The sequence below is a fragment of the Pseudoflavonifractor sp. 60 genome (assembly GCF_009911645.1).
Taxonomy (GTDB): domain Bacteria; phylum Bacillota; class Clostridia; order Oscillospirales; family Oscillospiraceae; genus Lawsonibacter.
In genome coordinates this window covers 1-24,174 of record NZ_QWKI01000028.1, presented here as the reverse complement: position 1 = coordinate 24,174, position 24,174 = coordinate 1, and the positions used below count along the sequence as shown (strand labels likewise).

General features: G+C 59.2%; 23 protein-coding genes. 10 read left to right on the top strand and 13 right to left on the bottom strand.

All coding sequences use genetic code 11. The annotated features are described in order from the left end of the window. Positions 1 to 326 precede the first annotated feature (326 nt). Positions 327 to 2,087, top strand: coding sequence for a threonine--tRNA ligase (thrS, locus tag D1646_RS03045; RefSeq protein ID WP_160635029.1), 1,761 nt, complete (start codon positions 327 to 329; stop codon positions 2,085 to 2,087). Positions 2,088 to 2,151: 64 nt separating this feature from the next. Here thrS and D1646_RS03040 read toward each other — a convergent pair whose 3' ends face one another. The 7 genes from D1646_RS03040 to D1646_RS03010 all read right to left on the bottom strand — a co-directional run bounded on the left by D1646_RS03040 (position 2,152) and on the right by D1646_RS03010 (position 7,260). Next, positions 2,152 to 3,282 (bottom strand): PilT/PilU family type 4a pilus ATPase, encoded by a 1,131-nt coding sequence (locus tag D1646_RS03040; RefSeq protein ID WP_160635028.1) that lies wholly within the window; start codon positions 3,280 to 3,282, stop codon positions 2,152 to 2,154. 31 nt (positions 3,283 to 3,313) lie between these two features. Beyond that, a complete protein-coding gene (locus D1646_RS03035; protein ID WP_160635027.1) occupies positions 3,314 to 3,769 on the bottom strand; it encodes a hypothetical protein in 456 nt (151 codons plus the stop codon). Next, on the bottom strand, positions 3,762 to 4,205 hold the full coding sequence (locus D1646_RS03030) for a hypothetical protein (protein WP_160635026.1): 444 nt from the start codon (positions 4,203 to 4,205) through the stop codon (positions 3,762 to 3,764). Before D1646_RS03030 ends, D1646_RS03035 begins: the two co-directional genes overlap by 8 nt. Then, a complete protein-coding gene (locus D1646_RS03025; RefSeq protein ID WP_160635025.1) occupies positions 4,202 to 4,681 on the bottom strand; it encodes a DUF4860 domain-containing protein in 480 nt (159 codons plus the stop codon). Before D1646_RS03025 ends, D1646_RS03030 begins: the two co-directional genes overlap by 4 nt. Further along, the gene (locus tag D1646_RS03020) at positions 4,678 to 5,001 is read right to left on the bottom strand and encodes a hypothetical protein (protein WP_160635024.1); all 324 of its coding nucleotides are present in this window, start codon (positions 4,999 to 5,001) and stop codon (positions 4,678 to 4,680) included. The genes D1646_RS03025 and D1646_RS03020 overlap by 4 nt, the downstream gene beginning before the upstream one ends. 6 nt (positions 5,002 to 5,007) lie before the next feature. Beyond that, the gene (locus D1646_RS03015; RefSeq protein ID WP_160635023.1) at positions 5,008 to 6,054 is read right to left on the bottom strand and encodes a type II secretion system F family protein; all 1,047 of its coding nucleotides are present in this window, start codon (positions 6,052 to 6,054) and stop codon (positions 5,008 to 5,010) included. Positions 6,055 to 6,237: 183 nt separating this feature from the next. Next, positions 6,238 to 7,260: a transglutaminase-like domain-containing protein gene (locus D1646_RS03010; protein ID WP_160635022.1), complete on the bottom strand. Its 1,023-nt coding sequence runs from the start codon at positions 7,258 to 7,260 to the stop codon at positions 6,238 to 6,240. 293 nt (positions 7,261 to 7,553) lie between these two features. On the opposite strand from D1646_RS03010, the gene D1646_RS03005 reads away from it, so the two are divergent. Further along, on the top strand, positions 7,554 to 8,747 hold the full coding sequence (locus tag D1646_RS03005) for a bacterial transcriptional activator domain-containing protein (RefSeq protein ID WP_160635021.1): 1,194 nt from the start codon (positions 7,554 to 7,556) through the stop codon (positions 8,745 to 8,747). Between the two features lie 58 nt (positions 8,748 to 8,805). On the opposite strand, the gene D1646_RS03000 is transcribed toward D1646_RS03005, so the two are convergent. The 6 genes from D1646_RS03000 to D1646_RS02975 all read right to left on the bottom strand — a co-directional run bounded on the left by D1646_RS03000 (position 8,806) and on the right by D1646_RS02975 (position 14,999). Further along, positions 8,806 to 9,174 (bottom strand): hypothetical protein, encoded by a 369-nt coding sequence (locus D1646_RS03000; RefSeq protein ID WP_160635020.1) that lies wholly within the window; start codon positions 9,172 to 9,174, stop codon positions 8,806 to 8,808. A gap of 17 nt (positions 9,175 to 9,191) precedes the next feature. Then, the gene (locus D1646_RS02995; RefSeq protein WP_160635019.1) at positions 9,192 to 10,427 is read right to left on the bottom strand and encodes a hypothetical protein; all 1,236 of its coding nucleotides are present in this window, start codon (positions 10,425 to 10,427) and stop codon (positions 9,192 to 9,194) included. A 187-nt stretch (positions 10,428 to 10,614) separates the two neighbouring features. Further along, positions 10,615 to 12,264 carry a methyl-accepting chemotaxis protein gene (locus D1646_RS02990; RefSeq protein ID WP_160635018.1) on the bottom strand — a complete coding sequence of 550 codons (1,650 nt, stop codon included), beginning with the start codon at positions 12,262 to 12,264 and terminating at the stop codon, positions 10,615 to 10,617. 160 nt (positions 12,265 to 12,424) lie between these two features. Beyond that, complete coding sequence (locus tag D1646_RS02985) at positions 12,425 to 12,826, bottom strand: Rrf2 family transcriptional regulator (protein WP_243153999.1); 402 nt, start codon at positions 12,824 to 12,826, stop codon at positions 12,425 to 12,427. Between the two features lie 172 nt (positions 12,827 to 12,998). Then, positions 12,999 to 14,186, bottom strand: coding sequence for a VWA domain-containing protein (locus D1646_RS02980; RefSeq protein ID WP_160635016.1), 1,188 nt, complete (start codon positions 14,184 to 14,186; stop codon positions 12,999 to 13,001). A 3-nt stretch (positions 14,187 to 14,189) separates the two neighbouring features. Next, the gene (locus D1646_RS02975; RefSeq protein ID WP_160635015.1) at positions 14,190 to 14,999 is read right to left on the bottom strand and encodes a MoxR family ATPase; all 810 of its coding nucleotides are present in this window, start codon (positions 14,997 to 14,999) and stop codon (positions 14,190 to 14,192) included. 446 nt (positions 15,000 to 15,445) lie between these two features. Here D1646_RS02975 and D1646_RS02970 point away from each other — a divergent pair, with 446 nt between their 5' ends. From D1646_RS02970 to D1646_RS02935, 8 genes are all read left to right on the top strand, one after another. Continuing rightward, a complete protein-coding gene (locus D1646_RS02970; RefSeq protein WP_160635014.1) occupies positions 15,446 to 16,252 on the top strand; it encodes a TIM barrel protein in 807 nt (268 codons plus the stop codon). 154 nt (positions 16,253 to 16,406) lie between these two features. Then, positions 16,407 to 17,270 (top strand): shikimate dehydrogenase, encoded by an 864-nt coding sequence (locus tag D1646_RS02965; protein ID WP_160635013.1) that lies wholly within the window; start codon positions 16,407 to 16,409, stop codon positions 17,268 to 17,270. 75 nt (positions 17,271 to 17,345) lie between these two features. Next, on the top strand, positions 17,346 to 17,921 hold the full coding sequence (locus D1646_RS02960) for a TRAP transporter small permease (protein ID WP_160635012.1): 576 nt from the start codon (positions 17,346 to 17,348) through the stop codon (positions 17,919 to 17,921). Continuing rightward, complete coding sequence (locus D1646_RS02955; RefSeq protein WP_160635011.1) at positions 17,921 to 19,231, top strand: TRAP transporter large permease; 1,311 nt, start codon at positions 17,921 to 17,923, stop codon at positions 19,229 to 19,231. The genes D1646_RS02960 and D1646_RS02955 overlap by 1 nt, the downstream gene beginning before the upstream one ends. 97 nt (positions 19,232 to 19,328) lie before the next feature. After that, a complete protein-coding gene (locus tag D1646_RS02950; protein WP_160635010.1) occupies positions 19,329 to 20,453 on the top strand; it encodes a TRAP transporter substrate-binding protein in 1,125 nt (374 codons plus the stop codon). A 104-nt stretch (positions 20,454 to 20,557) separates the two neighbouring features. Further along, on the top strand, positions 20,558 to 21,460 hold the full coding sequence (locus D1646_RS02945) for a DMT family transporter (RefSeq protein ID WP_160635009.1): 903 nt from the start codon (positions 20,558 to 20,560) through the stop codon (positions 21,458 to 21,460). Between the two features lie 67 nt (positions 21,461 to 21,527). Next, positions 21,528 to 22,454 carry a LysR family transcriptional regulator gene (locus D1646_RS02940; protein WP_160635008.1) on the top strand — a complete coding sequence of 309 codons (927 nt, stop codon included), beginning with the start codon at positions 21,528 to 21,530 and terminating at the stop codon, positions 22,452 to 22,454. A 256-nt stretch (positions 22,455 to 22,710) separates the two neighbouring features. Beyond that, the coding region (locus D1646_RS02935) for a thiamine pyrophosphate-binding protein (protein WP_160635007.1) at positions 22,711 to 24,174 on the top strand (1,464 nt) is incomplete at its 3' end.

The following is a 24,174-nucleotide window of genomic DNA, read 5'->3' as shown; positions in this document are numbered from 1 at the left end:
GCGGGGAAGAACGCAGGCGGTTTCCCCTTGACATTTTCCCCGGCGGGTGATATAGTAGCCCTGTTAAATTGGCTTTGACGGAGAAGAGGCCAGCAACTGCCGCGCAGAGAGGGGCGCCCCGTGCTGAAAGTGCCCTGCGGGAGTTCTGTCCGGTACCCCTCCTGAGCCGCCCGGGACGACCGGGCCGGGGCCTCCCGTTACCGAGGACACGAGCGACGGCGGCAGCCGTAAGCAGGGTGGAACCGTGGGATGTGATATCTCACCCCTGATTTTCATTCAGGGGTGGGATTTTTTCTTGACCTGCCCCAATACAAGGAGGAAATATCATGGCCGAAGAAAACAATCAGTATACCTTTGAGAATGAGACCTACCGAAAAACCTACTGGCACACCTGCTCCCATGTAATGGCCCAGGCCGTCAAGCGGCTGTGGCCCGAGGTGAAGCTGGCCATCGGCCCCTCCATCGACGAGGGCTGGTACTACGACATGGACGCCCCCTTTGCCTTTACCCCTGAACACCTGGAGCAGATCGAGGCGGAAATGCGGAAGATCTGCAAGGAGAAGCTGAAGCTGGAGCGCTTTGAGCTGCCCCGGGAGGAGGCCCTGAAGCTGATGGAGGAGAAGGGGGAGCCCTTCAAGGTGGAGCTGATCCAGGACCTGCCCCAGGGGGAAGTGATCTCCTTCTACAAGCAGGGAGAGTTCACTGACCTGTGCGCCGGCCCCCATCTGGACTCCACCGGCCGCATCAAGGGCAACGCCCTGAAGCTCATCGCCTGCAACGCGGCCTACTGGCGGGGGGACTCCAGCCGGGAGACCCTCCAGCGCATCTACGGCGTCGCCTTCCCCAAGAAGGACGAGCTGGACGCCTATTTGGCCCGCATTGAGGAGGCCAAAAAGCGGGACCACCGCCGCCTGGGCAAGGAGCTGGGGCTGTTTATGCTCCGGGACGAGGGCCCCGGCTTCCCCTTCTTCCTCCCCAAGGGCATGATGCTGAAAAATACCCTGCTGGACTACTGGCGGAAGATCCACAAGAAGTACGGCTATGTGGAGATATCGACCCCCATCATGCTCAACCGCCAGCTGTGGGAGCGGTCCGGCCACTGGGACCACTACAAGAATAATATGTACACCACCGTCATCGACGAGGTGGACTTCGCGGTAAAGCCTATGAACTGCCCTGGCGGAATGCTGGTCTACGCCAGTGAGCCCCACTCCTACCGGGACCTGCCCCTGCGGGTGGGGGAGATCGGCCTGGTCCACCGCCACGAGCTGTCCGGCGCCCTCCACGGCCTGTTCCGGGTGCGCTGCTTCAACCAGGACGACGCCCACGTCTTTATGACCCGGGACCAGATGCAGGACGTGATCCAGGAGACGGTGCGCCTGTTTGACGAGGTGTATTCCACCTTCGGCCTGAGCTACACCATTGAGCTGTCCACCATGCCCGAGGACCACATCGGCACCGTGGAGGAGTGGGAGTGCAACCAGGATATCCTGAAGCAGGCCATCACCGCCATGGGCAAAGACTTTGTCATCAACGAGGGAGATGGAGCCTTCTATGGCCCCAAGCTGGACTTCCACCTGGCCGACTCCCTGGGCCGGACCTGGCAGTGCGGCACCATCCAGCTGGACTCCCAGCTGCCTGAGCGGTTCGAGCTGGAGTACACCGGCGAGGACGGCCAGAAGCACCGCCCTGTGATGATCCACCGGGTTGTGCTGGGCTCCATCGAGCGGTTCATCGGCGTGATTACCGAGCACTTCGCCGGGGCTTTCCCCGCCTGGCTGGCCCCCGTCCAGGTGAAGCTGCTCCCCGTCACCGACCGGGCCGCCGGCTACGCAGCCAAAGTCTCTGCTGACCTGGACGCCCAGGGCTTCCGGGTCGAGATCGACAGCCGCAACGAGAAGATTGGCAAGAAGATCCGGGAGGCAACCCTGGAGAAGATCCCCTTCATGCTGGTGGTGGGCGACCGGGACATGGAAAACGGCACCGTCTCCGTCCGCCGCCGCTCCGGCGAGGACTTGGGGGCCATGTCCCTGGACCAGTTCGCCGCCCTGCTGGATGAAGAGGTCAGAACTATGGTGATCCGGTAAGAAAATCCCCCTGGCACAGCTCATGGAACTGTGTCAGGGGGGGATTTTTTGTCTCGTTCAGGGGTCAGAGGGTCACAAGCTCCAGCATCTCGTCCAGCAGCTCCCGGTTGTAGGCGTGATTCTGGGCCTCCTCCGGGCTAATCAGGCGCTGCTTCTCATACAGCTCACCCACAATGTACTGGTCCATGGAGAACATCCGCTTGTCCGCCTCCTTGACCCGGTAGCCTCCGGTGATAGAGCCCTTGATCTCCGGGGTCTTGCCGCTGCGAATCAGTGCGGCAATGTCGGTGTTGACCCGCATCAGCTCAAAAGCGGGCACCGTCTCGCCCTCTGTGCTGGTGAGCAGCTGCTGAGACACCACCGCCTTCAGCACCATGGACAGCTGGGCCCTGATCTGGCCCTGCTGGTTCCCGGGGAAGGCGTCCACAATGCGGTCCACGGTGTGGATGGCCCCCTTGGTGTGGAGGGTCGCCAGCACCAGATGGCCCGTCTCCGCCGCCGTCATGGCGGTCTGGATGGTCTCCTGGTCCCGCATCTCACCCAGGAGGATCACATCGGGGGACTGGCGCAGGCAGGCCCGCAGGGCGGAGGGGTAGTCCTTGGTGTCGATGGAGATCTCCCGCTGGCTGATAATACACTTCTCCTCTCGCACGCTTCCGTTCTCCCGGTTCAGGCCCGCCGACCGGTGGAGGTACTCAATGGGGTCCTCCAGGGTTATGATGTGGCCGGGGCGGTGAAGGTTGATGGCGTGGAGGATACAGGCCAGGGTCGTGGATTTGCCGCTTCCCGCCGTGCCGGTGACCAGCACCAGGCCGCCGTCCCGCTCCTTGGCCAGCTCCATCACCTCGGGGGGGATGTGCATCTTCTGCCAGTCGGGAATGCCGAAGGGGACTGCCCGCAGGACCGCCGACAGAGTTCCCCGCTGGCGGTAGGCGTTTACGCGGAACCTGGATAGGCCGCCCACTGTAAAGGCAAAGTCGTCGTCCTTCAGCTCCCCGTCCCCGGGCTGGGGCCGTCTGGCCAGCTCATAGATACTGGTAATCAGGGCATTTGCCTCCTGGGGGGACAGATTCTGCTCCTCCAGCTGGACCATCTGCTTGCCCTTCTTCATGCACACCGGCGTGCCCGTCACCAGGAACAGGTCAGAGGCGCCGCTCTGTACTGTCCGCTCCAAATACTTGATAAGTTCTGCCATACTGCACTCCTTATATGGTTATATCGTTTTCTTACCACTCAAACACGATTTCGCCGTCCCACAGGTCCAGAGTCGTGTCCGCGTTCCACTCGCCCACCGACACCGCCTGCCACCGCTGAATGCTGTAGCTGCTGTCCGCCCCGTCCACCAGCACCTCCACCTGGAGCTCCTGGGTGTCCGAAATGGGGACGGCGTAGATATGGGTATATTCGATCCCCCCAGGGTACTGGGCGATGGAGGTGGAGATCTCCACATCATCCGGCGTCTGACCGTTTCTCAGCTGGGCCAAAATCTCCTGGGCTCTGGTGTCGGCGGCGTAGTAGTCGGTCACCGCCTTGGCCGCCGCGTCTCCCAGGCGCACATCCGCCCGGACGGTGGACAGGCTCAGCAGAGCGAACACCGTCAGGGCCAGCACCGCGAAGACCACCAGCAGGGAGCTGCCCCCCAGAGCCGGCGGAGCAAAGTCGTCCCGTTTCCGCTTATCCATGGGCGCTCACCTCCTGCCAGGCCACCTCGATTTCAAAGAGGACCCCTGGCTCACGGTCCGTATCATCCACAACAGACACCCCTGCCTTCCACAGGCCGGGGAGCTCCGTGGGGATTCCCCAGACCTCCAGCCGGTACACGCCATCCTCCACCGGGTTCCAGTCCTGATCAAATTCCTGATACAGAAAGCCCTGGCTGCACTGGTAGCCCAGCTGCTCCGCTGTGCTCATCTGCGCGCCGCCCAGGTCTCCGCCGAAATGCCGCAGGGTCTCGGCAACATTCTGACACAGGACCATAGCCCGGTCCCGGGCCTCCATGTGCTCCGACAGCTCATCGGACTTTACAAATGCCTGCAAACACAGGGCGGCCGCCAGGGCGAAGACCAGCAGCATCACCATCTGCTCGATCATAGTCAGGGGGGCCTTGCTCTTCGTCATGCGTCCCACCCCTCTCCGCTGCGCAGGGACAGGCTCAGCCGGTCCTGATCTCCCGTGCTGGTGGTGATGTCCACCGTGAGCATTCCCTCCTCCAGGGACAGCCCCATATGGGCCATCTCCAGCAGCTGCCAGCCGTCGGACAGCACCAGGGGCTCCCCGGTCCAGGCGTACAGCTCCATCAGCCAGCCGTCATGGCAGTAGACGTAGGTGACATACTCTCCTGACCCCAGGACCAGCACATCGGTGTCCTCAACCCGTTCCACCGCCACTCCATCCTGAAGGTCGGACTGGCGTACCCGGGTCGCCACATACTGGCTGCAGGTCCGCCGGTCGCTGGCCAGCCGGTCCCGCACGGTCAGCCGGTGGTAGGCGTCCGCCCCTGTGAGCAGCACCGCCAGGATACACACCGCAAACACTCCAAAGAGGAGCAGGGCGGCCAGGGCGTCTATATGATGTTGAATCTGCTTTTGTCTCATTGCGTCCTCACCAGCACTGTGATATCAGGCATCAGGTTGTCTGCGAACACGTCGTAGTGAACATCGTATCGTGTCTCGTTGATCTGAATCCCATAGTGCTCCTTCAAATACTCCAGGTTGGGGGGATAGATCCCCTCGCAGGCATAGCAGGTGGCGCAGCTGCGGCGCAGGGTCTCCTCCAGCTGGCGCAGGTCCTCCGCGTCGCGGCCGCTGTTCAGGCTGTCCAGGGCGGTGGAGAAGCCCACCAGCACTACAATGCACACTGCGGGCAGCAGCACGCCCCGCAGCAGCGCCCCCCAGGGCTTTTTTCGTCTCTTCATAGTCCGTCACCCTATGGCCGACATGATGTGCATCAGGGGCAGCATCACAGACAGCAGGATCAGTCCCACCAGAATGGAGCAGACCAGCACCAGGGCGGGCTCCACCCGGCCCACCGTCTCCTCCAGGGCGGTCTCGCTCTCCTCCTCCAGGTCGGCGGCAATTTTGGCAATGGCCTCCTTCCGCTTGCCGCTGCGCTGGCCGATTTGCAGCAGACGGCTGGCGCTGGCGGGCAGCAGGCCGCTGTTCTGAATGGCCTCGCTCTCCTTCTCCCCCTGAATCAGCCGGGCGCAGCAGTCCATACACCGGGCCTTGGCCTGGGGGACATTGTCCAGCAGTTCGCTGGCCATCTCCAGGGCCTTCCGGGTCTCCAGGTCGCCGGCAATGCCCATGGCCAGGGCCGAGGCCAGACAGGCGTCGTTCATTTTCCGGGACAGACCCTTGTCCCCCTGGCTCCTCTGCCAGGCGGCGGTCAGCTTCTCCCGGAAGGCGGGCACGGCGGCAAAGGCAGTCAGGAAGACCACCACGGCGGCCAGCAGAGCCCACAGCACCGGCATGGCCTGGTCCAGCCCCTGGCCCAGCGCCAGCAATCCGCCGGCCACTCCGGTGAGCTTGCCCCCCAGGGAGGCGTAAACGTCGTCAAAGATGGGCAGGACCCGCACCAGCAGTACAGCAATGACCACCAGCATCAGCAGCAGCATCACCGCCGGATACAGAAGCGCGCTTCTGATCCGCCGGTCCATCCGGGAGCGGCCCTCGTAGTATACGCCCAGCGCCTCCAGCGCCTCCTTCACGTGGCCGCTCTTCTCACCCACATTCACCAGCTCGCAGACGTAAGGGGGGAAGCACTCCGCCTCCCGCATGGCGTCAGACAGCGTCACGCCGAAAATTAGCTTCCGGGACATCTCGGTGAGCATCCCCTTGTACTCCGGGTCGCTCTCCTCCGCCAGGATCTTCACGGCCAATCCCGGCTCCTCTCCCGCATCAATGAGCATATACAGCTCCCGGCACAAAATTGCCAGCTCCTCCCGGGAAAGTGTGCTCTGTTTCTTCATAAAACCTCCCATCCGAACCCGCCGGTCCGTGCTATGTAAATTGAAATGGGTCTGCGGCGTACCGCAAACCCATTTTAAATCAAAATTCCACTTTCGTAAAGAGCTATTCTGAATATTTTTGTGGTCTGCCCCCTGCGCCCCCGTTTGGGGGCGCAGGAGCAGCATTCGGCACTATGACGCCGTTTAGTAGATATACTTCACACTGTAGTTAGAGCCGTCGCCGATATATTGCAGGATGGAGTCGCTGTTGTTGCTGGAGGAGGCAAAGGTGGGATCCATTCTCTGCCAGGCGCTGCCGTCGAAGTAGATGGCGCCCTCCACCCAGCCGTTCTCCTCGGAGTAGACGCTGATCCAGGCGTGGTAGCCGGTCTTGCCGGAGCCAATGGGGACATAGCCGGTGATCAGCTTGCAGGGCACGCCCAGGCTGCGGAGCATTCCGGTCATCAGGCCGGCGTAGTCGAAGCAGATGCCTTTCTTGGCGGCCAGCACGTTGTCTAGTACGGGAAGGTAGCCGCTCTGGACAGTGGCAGCCAGCTGCTTGTCATAGGTAAAGTTTTTCACCACGTAGTCGTAGACCTTCTCCACCAGCTTCAGGGGGTCGGTCTCGCTGCCGGCCAGCTCAGCGGCCTTAGCCACTGTCTTGGGGGCGGAGGCGTAGTCCACATACTGGTTGGGGCGCAGGAAGGGAGCAAACTCGTCGGAGAGGGAGACGGTAAACTTCACCGACAGCACCTGGGCGTACTTGGAGTCGGTAGTGTTCTCCATCACACTGACAGTGTACTCGCCGTTGCCATCGGACAGGGGGAAGGTGTACCACTGTCCCGTGGCGATGTCATACTGGTACTGGAGCTTGGAGGCGGCGTAGGAGGGGCCGCGGACCAGCACCTTCAGCCGGGTATTGGTGGTCCCGGTAAAGTTGACCATCACATAGCCGTCCTTGGTGTTGGAGTAGTCGATGGTGGCCCGGCTGTTCTGCTTCACCAGAGTCCCGGAGGCCACGGGCAGAATCATATCGTTCAGCGCCGCAGGTGCGCCTGCCAGAGCTACCGCCTCGTCCTCGATCTCTACCTCTTCCATCGTAACCCGATCCACATACATCTCACTCAGGTCCATGCTCTCAGAGGAAGCGCCTCCCGCCCCCTGAGCACAGCCTGCCAGCATGGAAATCGCCAAAGCCAAGGGGATCAATCGTCTCATGATCTTCATACTGCATACCTCATTTCTTTAAAACTGTCCTGACTGATTCTACATTTATAGAGGCTGCCCACTCCGCCGGGGATGGACTGGGGCTTCCTTCTTACAGGAACAGTATAGCACATCCCTCCCCAAAAGGGAAGTACTTTTTTACAATTTTTTTTCATAAAAATAAATTACGCATAACCAACCCTTTTGGGCCGTCCACATAGAATGGAAAAATCCGTTGCAAGTCAGCAGAAAATATGCTATTCTGGAAAAAAAGGGGCACGACGAACATTTGTCCCCAATCCAGGAGGAACCCTATGGCCGTTTCCGCACTGTATATCCAAACTCTGGGCGAGATGACCATTCGCCGCGGGGACCGAACGATCACCATCCCCGACCGTTCCCGCAAGCTGTGCCTGCTGCTGGCCCGTCTGACCCAAGCTCGGGGCCAGCCGGCGCCCTATTCTGAGCTCACCGATCTGCTCTGGCAGGGCGTGGAACAGGGGGTCGGCTCCCTCAACACGCTGAAAGCAATCCTTCACCGGGCCCGCACCTGTCTGGACCAGCTGGGCGAGGGGACCGGACGGGAGGCGCTCATCAGCCAGGACGGCTGTTACCTGTGGAATCCCCGGCTCCCCTTCACCTTGGACACAGAGGAATTTCTCCGCCTGTGCCGGGAGGGAGAGGCGGCCGGAGAGGAGGAACGGCTGGCGCTGTGGCTGGAGGCGCTGGAGCTGTACCAGGGAGATTTCCTCCCCGGTCTCAGCGACCATCCCTGGGCCGCCTCCCAGGCTCAGCCCCTGCGGGAGACCTATTTTCAGACCGCAGACCAGGTCCTCCACCTGCTGGAGGGACGGGCACGATGGGAGGATATGGCCCGGCTGACCGAAACCGCCCTGGCCCTGGACCCCTGCCGGGAGGAGCTGTGCCGCCGCCGGCTGGAGGCCCTGCTCCGACTGGACCGCAGGGAGGAGGCTGCCCAGTTTTACGAGGACTTCCATCAGCGGCTGCTGTCCCAGCGGGGGGTACTGCCCTCCGCTGATCTGCGCAGGCTGTATCAGCAGGCGCGGAGGGACTGGGACCCCCGGGCCGTCTCCCCGGTGACCCTTCAGGAGCAGCTCAGCGAGGCCCCGGGTGCAGGCGCCTTCCGCTGTGAGTACGACTTCTTCCGGGCCATCTGCCTCACCGTCTCACGCATGGCGGAGCGCACCGGAACCCCTCCCCATGTGGTCCTCATCTCCCTGTCCGGCGGGGAGAATTCCACCCTGGCCCGCTACAGTCTGGACCGGGCTATGGACAATCTGGAGGCTATTATCGGGGCCCGCCTGCGCCGGGGGGACGCCTTTACCCGGTGCAGCGCCTCCCAGTTCGTCCTCCTCCTGCCCCAGGCCAACTACGAGGACAGCCGCATGGTGTCCAGCCGCATCACCCGGGCCTTTGCACGGCAGTATCCTCATTCTCCCGCCTCCCTCCAGGTCTCTGTCCAGCCGCTGCTGCCGTCCCACGACTGAGCAGACAGCAAACAGCGCCCCGGCATACGCCAGGGCGCTTCTTTCTGCGATTGGATTCTTACCCGACCACCAGGTCCGGTTTAGAGGAATCCGGGAAAATGGACTGCACCTCAGCCCTAAAAAGACCCTCCTCAATGGGACTGCGCGCCGTGTAAATCAGCAGCACCTCATCCCCTTCTTTAAAATTGTTCAGGTAGGCAAGGTCAATCTGGTAAAGCTCCTCCATTGCATTTTTCAAAATAAAGCAGTCCTCTTGCACAGCCTGAATCGTACAAAACTCTCTTCTCATATCGGTTCCCTCCAAATCTCCACTATTTTGCTCCTCCGCTGAAGCAGAGTGAGAAATGTCCCATTGTGCCTCTGCTCCCTGAGGCGCACAGGCGGCCAGGCAGAGTATTGCGCCTAATAAAATACCCACATACTTCATGATTCATCTCCCGTCATCTATGGGGTTATGTCTGTAATCAAAAGGTTCATCCATTTCAGCTCCGAGGGGTCAACATAATACTTCTTCCCCCAGCTGGACACAATATACCGCCCATCGTCTGCTACACCTGTAACCGTCATCCAGTGACCGCCCACATCGCCCTGCGCCAATTTGCCATTCTCTTGGTAAAGGTTGAAATCGGTAATCAGAATATTGACATTTTTACCTTCGTCCATATATTGGTTCATTTCGTCACTGCTGAGCGGCGTTACTCCAATAAAAGTATCGCTGGTACAGCTAACACCTTTTTCATTCAAATAGTGCTGGATATGGTGGTCTAAAGCGCCTACTGTAGTGCCCTGACTTTCTATGGTTACAACAGAGGTATTCTGATAGGCATCCAAAATCTTTTGACGGGCCTGCGGATGATAGGACCCACTGCTGTCATACAACGGACAGCCAAACGTTTTCTTAAATTCATCTTCAGAGTCGGCATATTTCCGCAACACTTCGTTGACCATTGCCGTAGCTCCTCCGGGTTCGTCAATATAGAAACGGTCATTCGTGTTGGCATAGAAATCTACCAAAAGATAATTGTAATTTGCTTTACCATTTTTATCATACATCGGGAATCCAAACACCCGTTCAAATTCCTCCTCCCGTCCTTCATACTCCACAAAAATGTTGTTGACAATGGCCACAAAGCCACAGCCCTCATAATTGATCTGCTCCATCAGTTTTGCAATTTCTGATTGAGAATAATTCTGGTAGCGGCTATGCTGCCTAATGTAGGCATAGAGGTCCTCGTCCTCAAACCAGCGGAATCCAAAAAACCACATTCCCTTTTTATTGTTGGCCATATCTCCCTGATCTGCTCCATAGGTGCCATTGCTTTTATCGTTATCAAACGTGGTCGTATTCTGGTCGTAGGCGCCACCCGCCAATTCCTGGACGTCAAGTGCCTCAGCCTGATCTGTTACCAGCTCAGTGACACGCGTCTCCACACTTTTATACTGCGCCAAAATCTGCTCCAAGGCTTCGCGCATCACCCGCACCGAATTTTGCTCCTTGGTGATCTGTTCCGCGCTCTCCAGCAGACGGGCTGATATCTGCTCCTGCCCGGCGATTTTAAACCGCAGTCCGCTCCGGATACCGTTCACATCCCGGTACAGCTCCATCAGCTGCGCCGCCAACTCCTCTTCCTTTTGAAGCGCGGGCTTTATCGCCGCCAGCTCCACAGAAATCTTTGCCATTCCAGTCGATCCCTCCTGAAAATGTGTTTTGTACATTACAAGCTCATTATAGCGCCTGCTTTTCACTAAGCGCCGAAAACCGACAAACAGCCTCTGAATTGGGACAAACCGCTTAATAGAAATTTGTCCTTATTAATACAGCTCCCTGGCATACGCCGGGGAGCTGCTGTTATGTAAAGAAAATGGATCAGTGCTCCCGGAGCTGGAACTTCTTTACCTGTCCCTCCATGATCTTCACCTGGCCAAAGAGCTCGGAGCTGACTGCGGCGGATTCCTCACTGCTGGCGGAGTTGCTCTGGACCACGGCGGAAATCTGACCGATGCCCTCGGTGACCTGAGCAATGGCCTCAGCGTCGCTCTCCACCGCCTGCACAATGTTGCCCATAGCCGCGTTGGACTGGGTTACCAGCTTCAGGGCCTTGGTCAGGGTCTCGGAGACGCCGGTGACGATCTGGCTGCCCCGGCTGGTGGCCTGAACGGAGTTCTCAATCAGTCCCTTGGTGGCCTTGGCGGCCTCATCGGACTTGGAGGCCAGGTTGCGCACCTCGTCGGCCACCACTGCGAAGCCCTTGCCTGCGGAACCGGCGCGGGCGGCCTCCACGGCAGCATTCAAAGCCAAAATGTTGGTCTGGAAGGCAATGTCCTCAATGGTGGCAATGATTTTTTCAATCTGCTGGGAGGCCTCGGTAATGTCCTTCATAGCGGCCACCATCTCTTCCATCTGCTGGCTGCTCCGGTTCACCTGTTCGCCGGTCTGACGGGCGTCCTCCTGGGCGCTGGTGGCGGTGGCTACATTCTGGGCGGTGCTCTTGGACAGGGTGTCCAGGGTTGCATACAGCTCCTCCACTGCGCTGGCCTGCTGTGTGGCGCCTTGGGCCAAGGTCTGAGCACTGCTGGACAGCTGCTCCGCACTGCCGGACACCCGTACCTCCGCCTGATAAATGTTGGAGAGGGCGGCGGACAGGTTGGCGGTCAATGAATCAATGGACTCCTCAATGGAGCGGAAATCCCCAATAAAGGAGGTGGCGGTCTTCACGTTGAAGTTGCCGTTGGACAGCTGTTCCATAATCCGGTTCAGGTCCCAAATGTAGCTGCGGATCAACTCCACCGACTTCTCCAGGGTGTTGGCAAGATCGCCCAGCTCGTTGTCCACCTTGTACTCCAGATCCAGGTCCAGCTTGCCCTCCTGGAGAGGCTGGACCTTCCGGGTGATCTTCAGAATGGGGGCCAGAATGTGTTTGAGGACATAGACCACTAGGCTGACTAGGCAGAACAGCGCCAGCACCAGACAAATGCCGGTAATGACCTGCATCAGCATAACAGTGGAGCGCATCTGCTCACTGCTCTCCGTGTTGAGGGTCTCGGCCCGCTCGATAATCTGGTCCAGCTTACTCACCAGAGCAGTCAGATTGGACTGGATGGTCTCCTGATAGTAGTTCTGCGCCTGGATGGGGCTCATGGACATCATATTCTGCACCTCGGCTACCGACTGATGCAGCTGCTTGTGCATGGGGGTGACCTCTTCCCTCAGAGCCAGAATCTGGGGGTCATCTGTGCCGGCCTCGCCATAGATCCACTGGCCCAGTACACACTGGGTATCATCTGTGCCCGGAAACTCCCCGTTGGCATACAGAGCCTTGCTTAGATTGCTGGACCACTTGTAGTGGGCGGTCTCGGCACTCTGGGCCCGGGAGAGCATAGCCACGTTCTCGATACTGGTCTCCTGCATCTTCTCAATGCGAATCAGGTTAAAGGTGGTCACTCCGCTGAACAGAAGAATGGACAGCAACGCTGCAACGATCCGGATAAACACCATCTGCTTAATACTCTTACGCATAATAACATCCTCGCTTTTCCATAAAATGCCACATCCAAGTAACCCGCTGAAAGAGTTATCATAAGTATATCATACAAGTCAATATTATTTCAACTCTTTTCTTGTAATTCCATAAAAAACTGGAGGGGGAGATCCCTCCAGGGAAGAGACCTGCGGTCTGTCAATCTGGCTCCTCCTGGAACAGCTGGCTGAGAGGGGTGCGCTGGAGCTCCTCATCCAGCACCTGCTGGACGCGGGACAGCTCCAGGCTTAACGCACAGTTGTCCGCCGACCTGTTTTCGCACTGGTAACCCGGCTGCTGGCAGCGGTTGATCAGCATCCCCCCGCCCATGGCCTGGAACAACTCCCACAGGTTCATCTCCTCGCAGGGCCGGAGGAGCAGATAGCCCCCGCTGGGCCCCCGACGGCTGTCCACCAGACCGGCGGAACGCAGCTGCTTCAGAATTTTAAGGGTGACAGCTTTGGGCATATGCTCCTGCTGGGCGATGGCGGTGGCGGACAGCTGCTCCTTTTGATACAGTGCGCGCATGATCCGCAGGGCATAGTCCATTTCCCGAGTCATCAGCACATGGATCACTCCTTTTTGGGGGAATTTACCTTAATATTATATATTCGTTTTGGAGGATTTGTCAATATACCCGCCGCTTTTTTTACATTGCTGACAAAGCGCACCAATCCAGTCCCTCCGCTCCGCAAAAAAGACACGCCGGGAAGCGTGTCTTCATGTGCAGCCCTCACCGTGCCAGCAGCTTCTTCATCCCCGTCTCGATGCCTTCCACCGTCAGGGGGTACATGGGAAACAGACCCTCGATGGCGTCGTAGCTCTCGGTCCACTCGCCGCCCCACTCGGGCCGGTCGCTGGGATTGAGCCACACCGCGTGGCGGTAGCGCTCCCGCAGGCGGCGCAGGCAGTCAACACCGCTGGCGGGCTCCCCCTCCCTGGGGCTGGGGAAGGGATCGAAGATCTCATGGGGGGACATCTGGGCGTCCCCCACAAAAATCAGCTTATACTCCGGCGTCAAGTTGGACAGCAGCCAGCTCACCGGGACGGCATTGTTGGGGTTCAGCGTTGGGTCCCGGTACAGCCGGGTATAGGGGCAGTTGTGGAAATAAAATATCTTCAGCTCCTTAAAGTAACCCGCCCTGGTCACCGCTTGAAACAGGGCGGAGCACAGCTGGGCGTAGTGCTCCATGGAGCCGCCGGAGTCCATCAGCAGGAGCACCTTCACCGTGTTCTGCCGGGGTTTTTTATAGCGCACCTTCAGCAGTCCGGCGCTGTTGGCGGTGTCCTGGATGGTGCTGTCCACGTCGAACTCGCTGGGGGGCAGGTCCACCAGACCGGAGAACTGCCGCAGACGGCGCAGGGCCACCTGGAGCTGGCGGATGTCCAGGGTGTTGTCGTGGCGGAAGTCCCGATAGCGCCGCTCCCCCGCGACCCGGAAGGCCCGGCGGCTCTGAGACTGCCCGCCCACCCGAATGCCCACCGGGGACAGGCCCATGTTGCCGAAGATGGACATACCGTGGGTCCCCACCCAGTAGTTGCCGCAGTTGTGCTGCTCCCGCTGCTCGTTCTTCCGCTCCTGGAACATGGTCTCGATCTCCAGGGTTGACAGGCTCTCGTTCAGCTCCGCCTGCTGCTCGTCGTACTCCCCCATGGGGGCGTTGGGCCGGTCCAGCCAGTTCAGCAGCTCCTGGGACACCTCCTGCTGGAAGTCCACCTCCTGAAAATAGTCCAGAAAGGCCCGGTCAAAGGCGTCAAAGTCGGCCTCGCTCTTCACTAGCAGACAGCGGCACAGGTGGTAGAAGCCGGTAAAGCTGGCCTGGTGCAGATTCTCGTGCAGCGCCTGGACCAGGGCCATCCACTCGGTGAGGGAGACCTTCAGGCCCCGGCTGCGCAGCAGATACAAAAAGTCCTCAAACATGGCTCACCGCCAAGTGCGCCGCAGCATATCAATGTCCTCATTCTTCTTCAGCAGGACCCCCAGATAGGGGACCTCCTTCACAATGCGGCCCACGTCCACGCCACCGTGCTGGAGGGCCTGGATCCAGTCAATGATCTCGCTGGTGGAGGGCTTTTTCTTGATCTGGGGCAGGCTTCGGATTTTGTAAAAGGCCTCCAGCACCTGGGTCAGCAGCTTCTCCTGAATGTCGGGGTAGTGGACCCGGACAATGTCGGCCATCAGCTCCTTGTCGGGGAACTCGATATAGTGGAAGACGCACCGGCGCAGGAAGGCGTCGGGCAGCTCCTTCTCCGCGTTGGAGGTGATGATGACCACCGGGCGGTGGCTGGCCTTCACGGTGCGGCCCGTCTCCGGGATGTGGAACTCCATGCGGTCCAGCTCCCACAGCAGGTCGTTGGGGAACTCCAGGTCGGCCTTGTCGATCTCGTCAATGAGGAGGATGACCTGTTCCTCCGCCGTAAAGGCCTCCCCCAGCTTGCCCAGGCGCACATACTTCTCAATGTCGTCCACGCCCTGGCCGCCGAACTGGCTGTCGTACAGGCGCTGGACCACATCGTAGACATACAGGCCGTCCTGGGCCTTGGTGGTGGACTTGATGTTCCAGATAATCAAATTCTTGCCCAACGCCTGGGCGATGGCCTCGGCCAGCATGGTCTTGCCGGTGCCCGGCTCCCCTTTGATCAGCAGCGGCTTTTCCAGCACCATGGCGATATTGGCCGCCCGGAGCAGCTCCTCGGACGCCACATAATTCTGGCTCCCCTTAAATTCCTTCATGGTCGCACCCTTCCCTTTCCTGGCGTGGATCGTTGTGAAAAATAACAGCGCCGGCGGCCCTCCTCCCCGGAACTGGAGACGCCGGACCCTCAATTTTTCCATCCTACCTTATTACTTTTTCATCATAGCCGACTTTTCTCAGGGAATCCAATAGAACTTTTGAATAAACTGATTGAAGGTATAAATCAATTTCGAAGTTTTTCGGGGTTTTTCCGTTTGATTTTTCCGATGCTTTGGGGAAGTCACACAAAAAACCATCCGTCATTTTGACGAATGTTCCAAAAGTTCGGGGCGGCAAAAAAATCCATGCAGAAAAGTAATGGTTGCATGAAGTTTTAATAATAGACTGATAGGGCACTTCGAATATAAAATTGAAACAACAACACAGGGATATTTGGTCATATCACCAACGTCCACCAATTTATAAAAAAGGGAGGAGATATTATATGCCCAGACAATTTTCCCTGGCCTATCTCACCACCCCGGGGATCGACCCGGTGGAGCAGATCCGGACGGCCAAAGAGGCGGGTTATGACTATGTCAGCCTGCGCACCATTCCCATGGGGCAGGAGGGCGAGCCCCAGGTCCACCTGGAGAGCGACCCCACGCTGATGGAGCAGGTCCGTCAGACCTTGAAGGACTGCGATATGAAGCTCTTCGACATTGAGCTGCTGCGCATTCGGGAGGATCTGCCCGACGACTACCGCGCCGCTTTCGAGAAGGGCGCGGAGCTGGGAGCCACCCAGGTACTTACCAGCGTATGGACCCGCGACCGCGCTCTGGCGGTGGACCGCTACGGCGCTTTCTGTGAGCAGGCCGCCCAGTTCGGTCTGACCCTCAATTTGGAGTTCCCCATCGTCTCGGAGCTGACCACCATGCAGGAGGCCTTTGAGATCCAGGACAAGGTGGGCGCGTCCAACCTGAAGATCCTGATGGACATGATCTATGTCTATAAGACCGGCGTCACCCCCGCCGACATCCAGGCGGCAGACCCCAGCCGGTTCGGCGTCATCCACCTGTGCGACTGGCCCGCCGACATGGCCGGCAGGCAGGACATTGAGGTGGTCCGGGGCGGCCGGGCTTACTGCGGCCAGGGTGTTGTGGACCTAGCGGGCGTTCTGAAAGCCCTGCCCGAGAATGTCTGCTCCATTGAGCTGCCCAACTTGGCGGAGATCGAGGCCCGGGGCAGGGCAGGTCATGCCGCTCAGTGCCTGAAGACTGCCAAGGAGTTTTTTACCGCCAACGGCCTGTAAATCCGGGGAGACCGCACCATTGATAATCTGAACGAAATTTTAACACGATAGCAGCTTATTCGCTCGACAAGAGGAAAGGGCTTCTATTATAGTAGTAATATTGATTGGAAATCACCGATTTATGAAAAATTCGTATAGAAAAGAGGTCAACTATATGAAGGTCGATATCAATACCAAAATGATAACCCTCATCGGAACCCCTCTGAGTCAATCCTTTGCCGCCCGGATGCAGAACACCGGCTATGAGGCCGCCGGGCTGAACATGCTTTACTTTTACACTGAGGCGGACAAGGAGCACCTGGGCGAGATTGTCAGCGGCATTCGGTACATGAACTTCGCCGGCTTTGCGGTGACCAAGCCCAACAAGGTGCGGGTGCTACGCTACTTAGACGAGCTGGACCCCCTGTGCCAGAAGATGGGGGCCAGCAACACGGTGGTCAAGACCCCCGAGGGAAAGCTCATCGGCTACAATACCGACGGCGTGGGCTTCTACACCTCCCTCACCGAGGAGGGCGGCGTTCAGGTGGACCAGTCTGTCTTCTTCTGCTTCGGCGGCGGCGGGGCCGGACGTGCCATGTGCTCCATCCTGGCCTACCACGGGGCCCGGAAGATTTACATCACCGACATCTTTGAGCCCTGTGCCAAGTCCCTGGTGGACGACATCAACAACAACTTCGCCCCTGTGGCCGAGTTTGTCCACCATGGCGACTTCTCCAAGCTGGCCGCCTGCAACGTGGTCCTCAACGCCAGCGGCATCGGCATGGGACAGCACATCGGCGAGACCCCCCTGCCCAAGGAGCACATCCAGCCCAGCCAGTTCTTCTTCGACGCCTGCTACAATCCCGAGCGCACCCAGTTCCTGATGGACGCGGAGGAGAAGGGCTGTAAGGTGCTCAACGGCCTGGGTATGTCCCTGTACCAGGGCGCGGCTCAGATCGAGCTGTGGACCGGCAAGAAGCCCCCGGTGGAGGCTATGCGCCGGGAGCTGCTGAAGATTGTAGCTGAGCAGCAGTCATGAACCCGCGCTCAAAACGACTTGTCGTTTTGCCCAGCCCGTAACGGGCTGGGAGAAAGAAGTAAGAGGAGGTAAAACATGAAAGTACTCAAATGGCTGGATGACCACTTTGAGGAGATTTTCCTGGTGGTCTTCCTGGTTCTGATCGCCTGCGTCAGCTTGGCGCAGGTCATCTGGAAAAAGGCGCCCTTCCTGGAATCCCTCACCTGGTCGGACGAGTTCTGCCGCTTTATGTGGATCTGGACGGTGTTCATCTCCCTGCCCTATACCATCCGCAAGGGCAGTATGCTCCGGGTGAGCGTGGTGCTGGACCTGATGCCCCAGGTGGTGCGCAAGGTCATCAACCTGGCGGTGGATATCGTCTCTATGCTGTGCATGGGCCTGCTGGCCTACTACTCCTTCACCGTCATCTTCGGCACCCCCACCACGCCCGGCGTGCTGGCCAGCGGCGAGCTGTCCACCGCTATGCAGTGGCCCATGTGGATGGTGTACAGCGTGATGCTCTTCGGCTATGCGCTGGGTACCCTGCGGGCTCTTCAGATGACCGTGATCCATATGATGCACTTCGGCGAGAAGGAACTCACAACCCTGGAGCAGACCATGCAGGACGCGGCGGAGGAAGCCGCAATGGCTAAGGAAGGAGGAGAGGAATAATGGCGGCAATTCTGGTATTTGTTGTATTTCTGGTCGGCATTGTGCTCTCGGTGCCCATTGCAATCAGTATGATCCTGGGCTCCGCGGCCCCCATTTTCCTGCTGGAGTCGGGCGGCTCCATTGGACAGCTGGTCAACAACGCTTTCTCCGGCGCCAACTCAACCCCCATCCTGGCGGTGCCCCTGTTCATCCTGGGCGGCGTCATCATGTCGGAGGGCGGCATCTCCAAAAAGCTGTTTAACTTCTTCGCTTACTTCGTGGGCCCCCTGCCCGGCGGCCTGCCCTGCGCCGTGATCCTCACCTGTCTGTTCTACGGCGCCATCTCCGGCTCCGGCCCGGCTACCACCGCCGCCGTGGGCTCCATGTGTATTCCCTTCCTGGTGGCCCTGGGCTACGACCGCCAGTGGAGCGCCGGTCTGGTGGCTGTGGCCGGCGGTCTGGGCGTCATCATCCCGCCCTCCATCCCCTTCGTGCTCTACTCCCTGGCCACCAACGTCTCCCCCGGCAACCTGTTCATGGCCGGCATCCTGCCCGGTATCCTCATCGGCGTGTTTATGATGGCCTACGCGGTGTTCTACTGCATCCGCAAGGGTGAGGACCGCAAGCTCATCAACGCCAAGATGGAGGAGTTGCGGGCCCAGGGTCTGGGACACCTGTTCTTGGACAGCCTGCCCGCCCTGCTGTGCCCCATCATCATCCTGGGCGGCATCTACTCCGGCATGTTTACCCCCACCGAGGCGGCCTGCGTCTCCGTGTTCTACGCGCTGATCGTCTCCCTGTTCGTGTATAAGTCCATCACCTTCAAGAACCTGGTTCCCTTCCTGTGCAGCGCCGTGAAGACCTACGGCGGCCTGGCCTTCGTGCTGGCCTTCGCCACCGCTTTCGGCCGTGTGCTGTCCCTGACCCGCGCCACCGTGGTGGTGAAGAACTTCATCGTGGACAACTTCCACACCAGCTTCTCCGCTCTGACCGTGCTGGTCATCGTCTTCCTGCTGCTGGGCATGGTCATGGATACCGGCCCCGCCATCGTCATCCTGGCCCCCATGCTGCTGCCCGCCGTGGAGGCCCTGGGCGTCAACTCCATCCACTTCGGCGTGGTGCTGGTGTGCTGCCTGTCCATCGGCCTGGCCACTCCTCCCTTCGGCCTGGATCTGTTCGTGGCCGGCAATCTGGCGGAGGAGCCCCCCATGTCGGTGGCCAAGAAGGCCATCCCCTTCATCATCGCTTTCCTGGTGGCCCTGATCCTCATTACTTATGTGGACGGCATCAGCTTGGTGCTGGTCAACGCCTTTGGCAGCGCCAGCGCCTAAATCCTTTGATGTTTCCCTGCTCCCCTCCGTTGGGGAGGGGAGCGGGATAACATGATACCAAGTAAGCATATTCGTCAAAATCTAAGGAGGAACAAAAATGAAAAAGATCACTGCGATGCTCCTGGCTGGAGCTATGATGCTCTCTCTGGCTGCCTGCGGCGGCGGAAATGGCGGCAATGCCGGCTCCAACGGCGGCAACGCCGGCGGCGGAAGCAATGCCGGCGGCGGCTCCTCTGCCGCTGCTCCCACTGACACCGACAAGTACGCCGGCCTGCCCAAGGTCTCTCTCATCGGCGCCGACTCCACCGGTCAGGGTGCTGCCGGCCAGCTGTTCGGCGAGATGGTCCGGGACAAGGTGGACGCCATCACCGGCGGCCAGCTGACCATCGACTACTTCCCCAACGGCGAGCTGGGCGCTGACGCCGACCTGCTGCGCCAGCTGCAGTCCAACGACATCCAGCTGGTGGTCTGCCAGACCGCTCCTGTGGTGTCCTTCGTCCCCGAGGTGGCCGTGTTCGACCTGCCCATGGTCTTCGCTCAGTATGACGCCGCCACCATCGACAAGGTCCTCAACGGCGACGGCGCTTTCAACCAGCAGCTGGGCTCCGCCTTCAACAACGCCGGCTTCCAGCTCCTGGGCACCCTTCAGGGCGCTACCTACCGTCTGACCACCTCCAACACTCCGCTGGAAACCATTGACGACTTCAGCGGCCTGCTCATCCGCACCATGGAGAACCAGAACCACATGGCCTTCTGGCAGGCTCTGAAGGCTCAGCCCACCCCCATGGCCTGGAATGAGGTCTTCTTCGCCCTCCAGTCCGGCAATATTGCCGCCCAGGAGAACGCCGCCGACACCTGCGTGGGCGCCAACCTCCAGGAGGTCCAGAAGTACCTGGCCTGCACCAACCACATTCTGTACGCCAACATGATGACCATGAACAAGGACGCCTGGGACCAGCTGGACCCCGCCTATCAGGAGGCCCTGCAGCAGGCCGTCAGCGAGGCTCTGGCTGAGATGGGTCCCAAGCTGACCCAGATTGACGCCGACAACAAGAAGACCCTGTGCGAGGACAGCGGCAGCAACAACATGACCCTTATTGAGTACAACAACGACTTCTACGCCGAGGTTCTGGCTCTGCCCGCCGTGCAGGACCTGTACAAGAACATCGACAGCCAGATCGGCGGTCTGGGCACAACCCTCCAGAACGAGCTGGCAGGCTGATTTCCTGGCAAACTCTCATCATCAATTCACTTACCTGGGCCGGCAGCCGCCGGCCCAGAATTTTTCAAAGGGACAAATCCTTACATACAAAGGAGAGCTGCACCATGGAACAAACTCACAAGGGCCAGGCCTTTGGGCTGCTGCTTATCACCTTCTTTCTCTGGGGCAGCGTCTATGTGGGCGGCAAGCTGGTGTCTCAGGACCTGTCCCCCGCCCTGGTGGCCTGCCTGCGGTGCATCACCGCCATGGGCCCCCTGCTCCTGATGGCCAGAAAGCATCTGGGGACCCCAATTGAGCGGGAGGACTGGAAATATTTTATTCTGGTGGGGATTTTGGGCTACTTCTGCACCATCTTCCTCATTCAGCTGGGCATCTCCCTCACTGGCGCGGCTATGGCGGCGCTGCTCAACGCCCTCACTCCGGTATCCGTCACCATTTTGGCTGCCCTGCTCCTCAAGGAGGCCATAACCCCTGTCAAGATCCTCTGTCTGGTTCTAGCCCTAGCGGGGACGGTGGTCATCACTCAGGGGGCGGACAGCCAGAGTCAGGTGGTGGGTATGGTGGTGGTGCTGGTCTCTGTGGGCTCCTGGGGCCTGGCCTCAGTGTTCATGCGCCGGCTCACCGCCAAATACCCTGCCGTTTTGGTGACCACCTACGGCATGGCCATCAGTCTCCTCTTCCACATTCCCGCCGGGATCATCTCCGCCATTGGCCAGCCGCCGGTCCTCTCCCCAAGGGTGATTCTGACCATTTTATATCTGGGCATTTTCGGTTCCGGCGTGGCTCAGTACACCTGGACCAAGTGCCTGTCCATCCTCCCCGCCAGCACCTGCTCCCTGTTCTACCCCCTTCAGCCCGCCTTTTCCGCCCTGCTGGGCGCTCTGATTCTGAAGGAACGCTTCTCTCCTGCCTTCTTTATCGGCCTGCTTTTGATCTCCCTGGATGTGGCCCTGAGCACCTGGGAGATAAAAAAATTATCCAAAATTTCAAAAAATGCGCAAAAATAGTTTGCATATTTTCTGAAAATGATGGATAATAGAAGGCAGAGAATTTGTCATTGAGAGGGTGGGATTTATGAATCTGCGGCAGCTGTACTATTTCAAGGCCATTGCAGAGCTGGAACACTACACCCGGGCGGCGGAGAAGCTGTATGTCAGCCAATCCAGCCTGAGCCACGCCATTCAGGAGCTGGAGGACGAACTGAATGTGGAGTTTTTCGTGAAGCGGGGCCGCAATGTGGAGCTGACCAAATACGGCCAGCTGTTTCTCCCCTATGTGCAAAAGACCCTGGAAACCCTGGAGACGGGCATCGCAACTCTGTCCGACTATATCAATCCCAACACAGGTACGGTAACTATGGCGGGACTGCCCTCTTTGGCCCAGTTTGCTCCGGATATTATTGTGCGCTATGTGTCGGAGACCAACCGGGTCGACGTGCGTCTGCAATTTAACCAGGGCGCCACCTATTTTCACCTGAGCAAGCTGCTTTTGGACGGGGATGTGGACCTGGTCTTTTCCTCTGCCATCGACGACCCGAGAATCAGCTCCACCTATATTGGGGAGCACCCCCTGGCTCTGCTGGTTCCCATGAGCCACCGCCTGGCCCAGCAGGACAGCGCCGACCTGCGGGAGCTGGACGGGGAGAATTTTATTTCCTTTGACAATAGCTGTCAGCTGCGGGGAACGACAGACAATATTTTCCAGGCCCTGAATATTCACCCCAACATTACCGCAGAGACGGAGCAAGACGCCATCATTAACGGCCTGGTTGCCTCCAACCACGGTGTCGCCATTATTCCATACCCTCTGGGCGGCGCCCCCTACAATACCAAGATCATCCACATCACCAACAACATCCCGCCCAGAAACCTGTACCTTATGTGGAACAAGGAACAGTACCTGCCCCCGGCGGCAGAATATTTCCGGGACTTCATCATCCGCAGCGGGGAAGTGTTCACCCAGTTCATGGAAAAGAAACACCCGGATTACAAGCGCATATAGCACTGACTGCGGAGGCGGAACCGCCTCCGTCATTTTTTCCAGAAAAATCTCTTTTTTCTCAGGAATCTATGGGCAAAATCGAAGATTGAATGAAAACAGGATATTGGACAAAAACGCCCCTTTATACTATTATTTAATCAAGGAAAACAGGGTCGAAGCCAAACTTTTTCCCCGCCCTTTCCAGTCGGGAGGGGAAGAGAGGATCATGTGCGGTTTCGATGGAAAAACCGAAAATAAAAACAGGAGGGAACAATTTATGAGCAAAAAACTGGTATCTGATCTCATCGTCGATTATCTGGCGCGCCGGGATGTGGAGTACGTCTTTGGTCTGTGCGGACATACCGTCATCGGTATGCTGGACGCCTTCAACCGCAATCCCAAGGTAAAGTACATCTCCAACCGCCACGAGGCCGTGGCCTCCACCGCCGCCGACGGCTACGCCCGCCTGACCCACAAGGCCTCCGTGGTCATGTGCCACCTGGGCCCCGGCCTGACCAACGTCCTCACCGGCGTGGCCAACGCCTCCTTCGACTCCATCCCCATGGTGGTGATCGCCGGCGATGTGCCCAGCTACTACTTCGGCCGTCACCCCCACCAGGAGGTCAATATGCACGCCGATGGCGACCAGTACAAGATTCTGGAGCCGGTGTGCAAGCGCTGCTGGCGTATTGACGATGTGGAGGCTCTGCCCTACATCATGGATAAGGCTTTCCGCCTGGCCGAGTCTGGCCGCCCTGGCCCCGTCCTCATTGATGTGCCCATGGATATGTTCTCTCGTGAGATGGAGGAGGACCTTTGGGCCCGTACTTACAAGGACAGCCACGTCACCGTGAAGCCCGCCCTGGACCCCGCCGCCGCCAAGGCCATTGCCGAGAAGCTGGTCAACGCTGAGAATCCCGTCCTCCACGCCGGCGGCGGCATTCTGCTGGCCCAGGCCTCTGAGGAGCTGGCCGCTCTGGCCGAGTTCCTGGATATCCCCGTGTCCCGCACTCTGATGGGCCAGGGCTGTCTGTCCGACCTCCACCCCCTGATGCTGGGTCAGACCGGCTTCTGGGGCCTGGAGTCCACCCACGCCTTTACCGTCAACGCCGACGTGATTCTCGGCCTGGGCACCCGCTTCGCTGAGGCGGACAGCTCCAGCTGGTACCAGGGCGTCACCTTCGATCCAGACAAGACCACCTTCCTCCAGATCGACATTGACCCCACCGAGATTGGCCGCAACTATGCCGTGGAGATCGGCGCCATTGCCGACCTGAAAATCGCCCTGACTCAGATCCTGGACGAGGTGAAGAAGATTTGCCCCGAGGGCAAGAAGCGCCCCGGCCTGCGTGAGCAGATTGCCAAGGCCAAGGCCGACTTCAAGGCCTCTGTCAAGGATATCTCCGAGGATTCCCGCTTCCCCATGACTCCCCAGCGCATCCTCCACGACGTGAAGGCCGCCATCCCCGAGGACGCCGTCATCTTCACCGACGTGGGCTGGAACAAGAACGGTGTGGCCCAGCAGTTTGACATCACCGTCCCCGGCTCCATCCACCACTCCTCCGGCCTGGCCACCATGGGCTTCGGCGCCTCCGCCGTCCTGGGCGGCAAGCTGGCCGCACCCGACCGCATCTGCCTGACTCTCACCGGCGACGGCGGCTTCGGCGTCAACCCCACCTGCCTGGCCACCGCTGTGGAGCAGGGCATCGCCTGCACCTGGGTCGTGATGAACAACTCCGCT

What these genes read in the sequence shown, in the direction of transcription:
- D1646_RS03030 (WP_160635026.1), bottom strand. Translation starts at nt 4,205, where the DNA reads ATGACGAAGAGCAAGGCCCCCCTGACTATGATCGAGCAGATGGTGATG.
- D1646_RS02985 (WP_243153999.1), bottom strand. Translation starts at nt 12,826, where the DNA reads ATGACTCGGGAAATGGACTATGCCCTGCGGATCATGCGCGCACTGTAT.
- D1646_RS02960 (WP_160635012.1), top strand. Translation starts at nt 17,346, where the DNA reads ATGAAAGTACTCAAATGGCTGGATGACCACTTTGAGGAGATTTTCCTG.
- D1646_RS03020 (WP_160635024.1), bottom strand. Translation starts at nt 5,001, where the DNA reads ATGAAGAGACGAAAAAAGCCCTGGGGGGCGCTGCTGCGGGGCGTGCTG.
- D1646_RS02965 (WP_160635013.1), top strand. Translation starts at nt 16,407, where the DNA reads ATGAAGGTCGATATCAATACCAAAATGATAACCCTCATCGGAACCCCT.
- D1646_RS03025 (WP_160635025.1), bottom strand. Translation starts at nt 4,681, where the DNA reads ATGAGACAAAAGCAGATTCAACATCATATAGACGCCCTGGCCGCCCTG.
- D1646_RS02940 (WP_160635008.1), top strand. Translation starts at nt 21,528, where the DNA reads ATGAATCTGCGGCAGCTGTACTATTTCAAGGCCATTGCAGAGCTGGAA.
- D1646_RS03035 (WP_160635027.1), bottom strand. Translation starts at nt 3,769, where the DNA reads ATGGATAAGCGGAAACGGGACGACTTTGCTCCGCCGGCTCTGGGGGGC.
- D1646_RS02975 (WP_160635015.1), bottom strand. Translation starts at nt 14,999, where the DNA reads ATGAAGGAATTTAAGGGGAGCCAGAATTATGTGGCGTCCGAGGAGCTG.
- D1646_RS02955 (WP_160635011.1), top strand. Translation starts at nt 17,921, where the DNA reads ATGGCGGCAATTCTGGTATTTGTTGTATTTCTGGTCGGCATTGTGCTC.
- D1646_RS03015 (WP_160635023.1), bottom strand. Translation starts at nt 6,054, where the DNA reads ATGAAGAAACAGAGCACACTTTCCCGGGAGGAGCTGGCAATTTTGTGC.
- D1646_RS03000 (WP_160635020.1), bottom strand. Translation starts at nt 9,174, where the DNA reads ATGAAGTATGTGGGTATTTTATTAGGCGCAATACTCTGCCTGGCCGCC.
- D1646_RS02980 (WP_160635016.1), bottom strand. Translation starts at nt 14,186, where the DNA reads ATGTTTGAGGACTTTTTGTATCTGCTGCGCAGCCGGGGCCTGAAGGTC.
- D1646_RS02945 (WP_160635009.1), top strand. Translation starts at nt 20,558, where the DNA reads ATGGAACAAACTCACAAGGGCCAGGCCTTTGGGCTGCTGCTTATCACC.
- D1646_RS02970 (WP_160635014.1), top strand. Translation starts at nt 15,446, where the DNA reads ATGCCCAGACAATTTTCCCTGGCCTATCTCACCACCCCGGGGATCGAC.
- D1646_RS03010 (WP_160635022.1), bottom strand. Translation starts at nt 7,260, where the DNA reads ATGAAGATCATGAGACGATTGATCCCCTTGGCTTTGGCGATTTCCATG.
- D1646_RS03040 (WP_160635028.1), bottom strand. Translation starts at nt 3,282, where the DNA reads ATGGCAGAACTTATCAAGTATTTGGAGCGGACAGTACAGAGCGGCGCC.
- D1646_RS02990 (WP_160635018.1), bottom strand. Translation starts at nt 12,264, where the DNA reads ATGCGTAAGAGTATTAAGCAGATGGTGTTTATCCGGATCGTTGCAGCG.
- D1646_RS03005 (WP_160635021.1), top strand. Translation starts at nt 7,554, where the DNA reads ATGGCCGTTTCCGCACTGTATATCCAAACTCTGGGCGAGATGACCATT.
- D1646_RS02995 (WP_160635019.1), bottom strand. Translation starts at nt 10,427, where the DNA reads ATGGCAAAGATTTCTGTGGAGCTGGCGGCGATAAAGCCCGCGCTTCAA.
- thrS (WP_160635029.1), top strand. Translation starts at nt 327, where the DNA reads ATGGCCGAAGAAAACAATCAGTATACCTTTGAGAATGAGACCTACCGA.
- D1646_RS02950 (WP_160635010.1), top strand. Translation starts at nt 19,329, where the DNA reads ATGAAAAAGATCACTGCGATGCTCCTGGCTGGAGCTATGATGCTCTCT.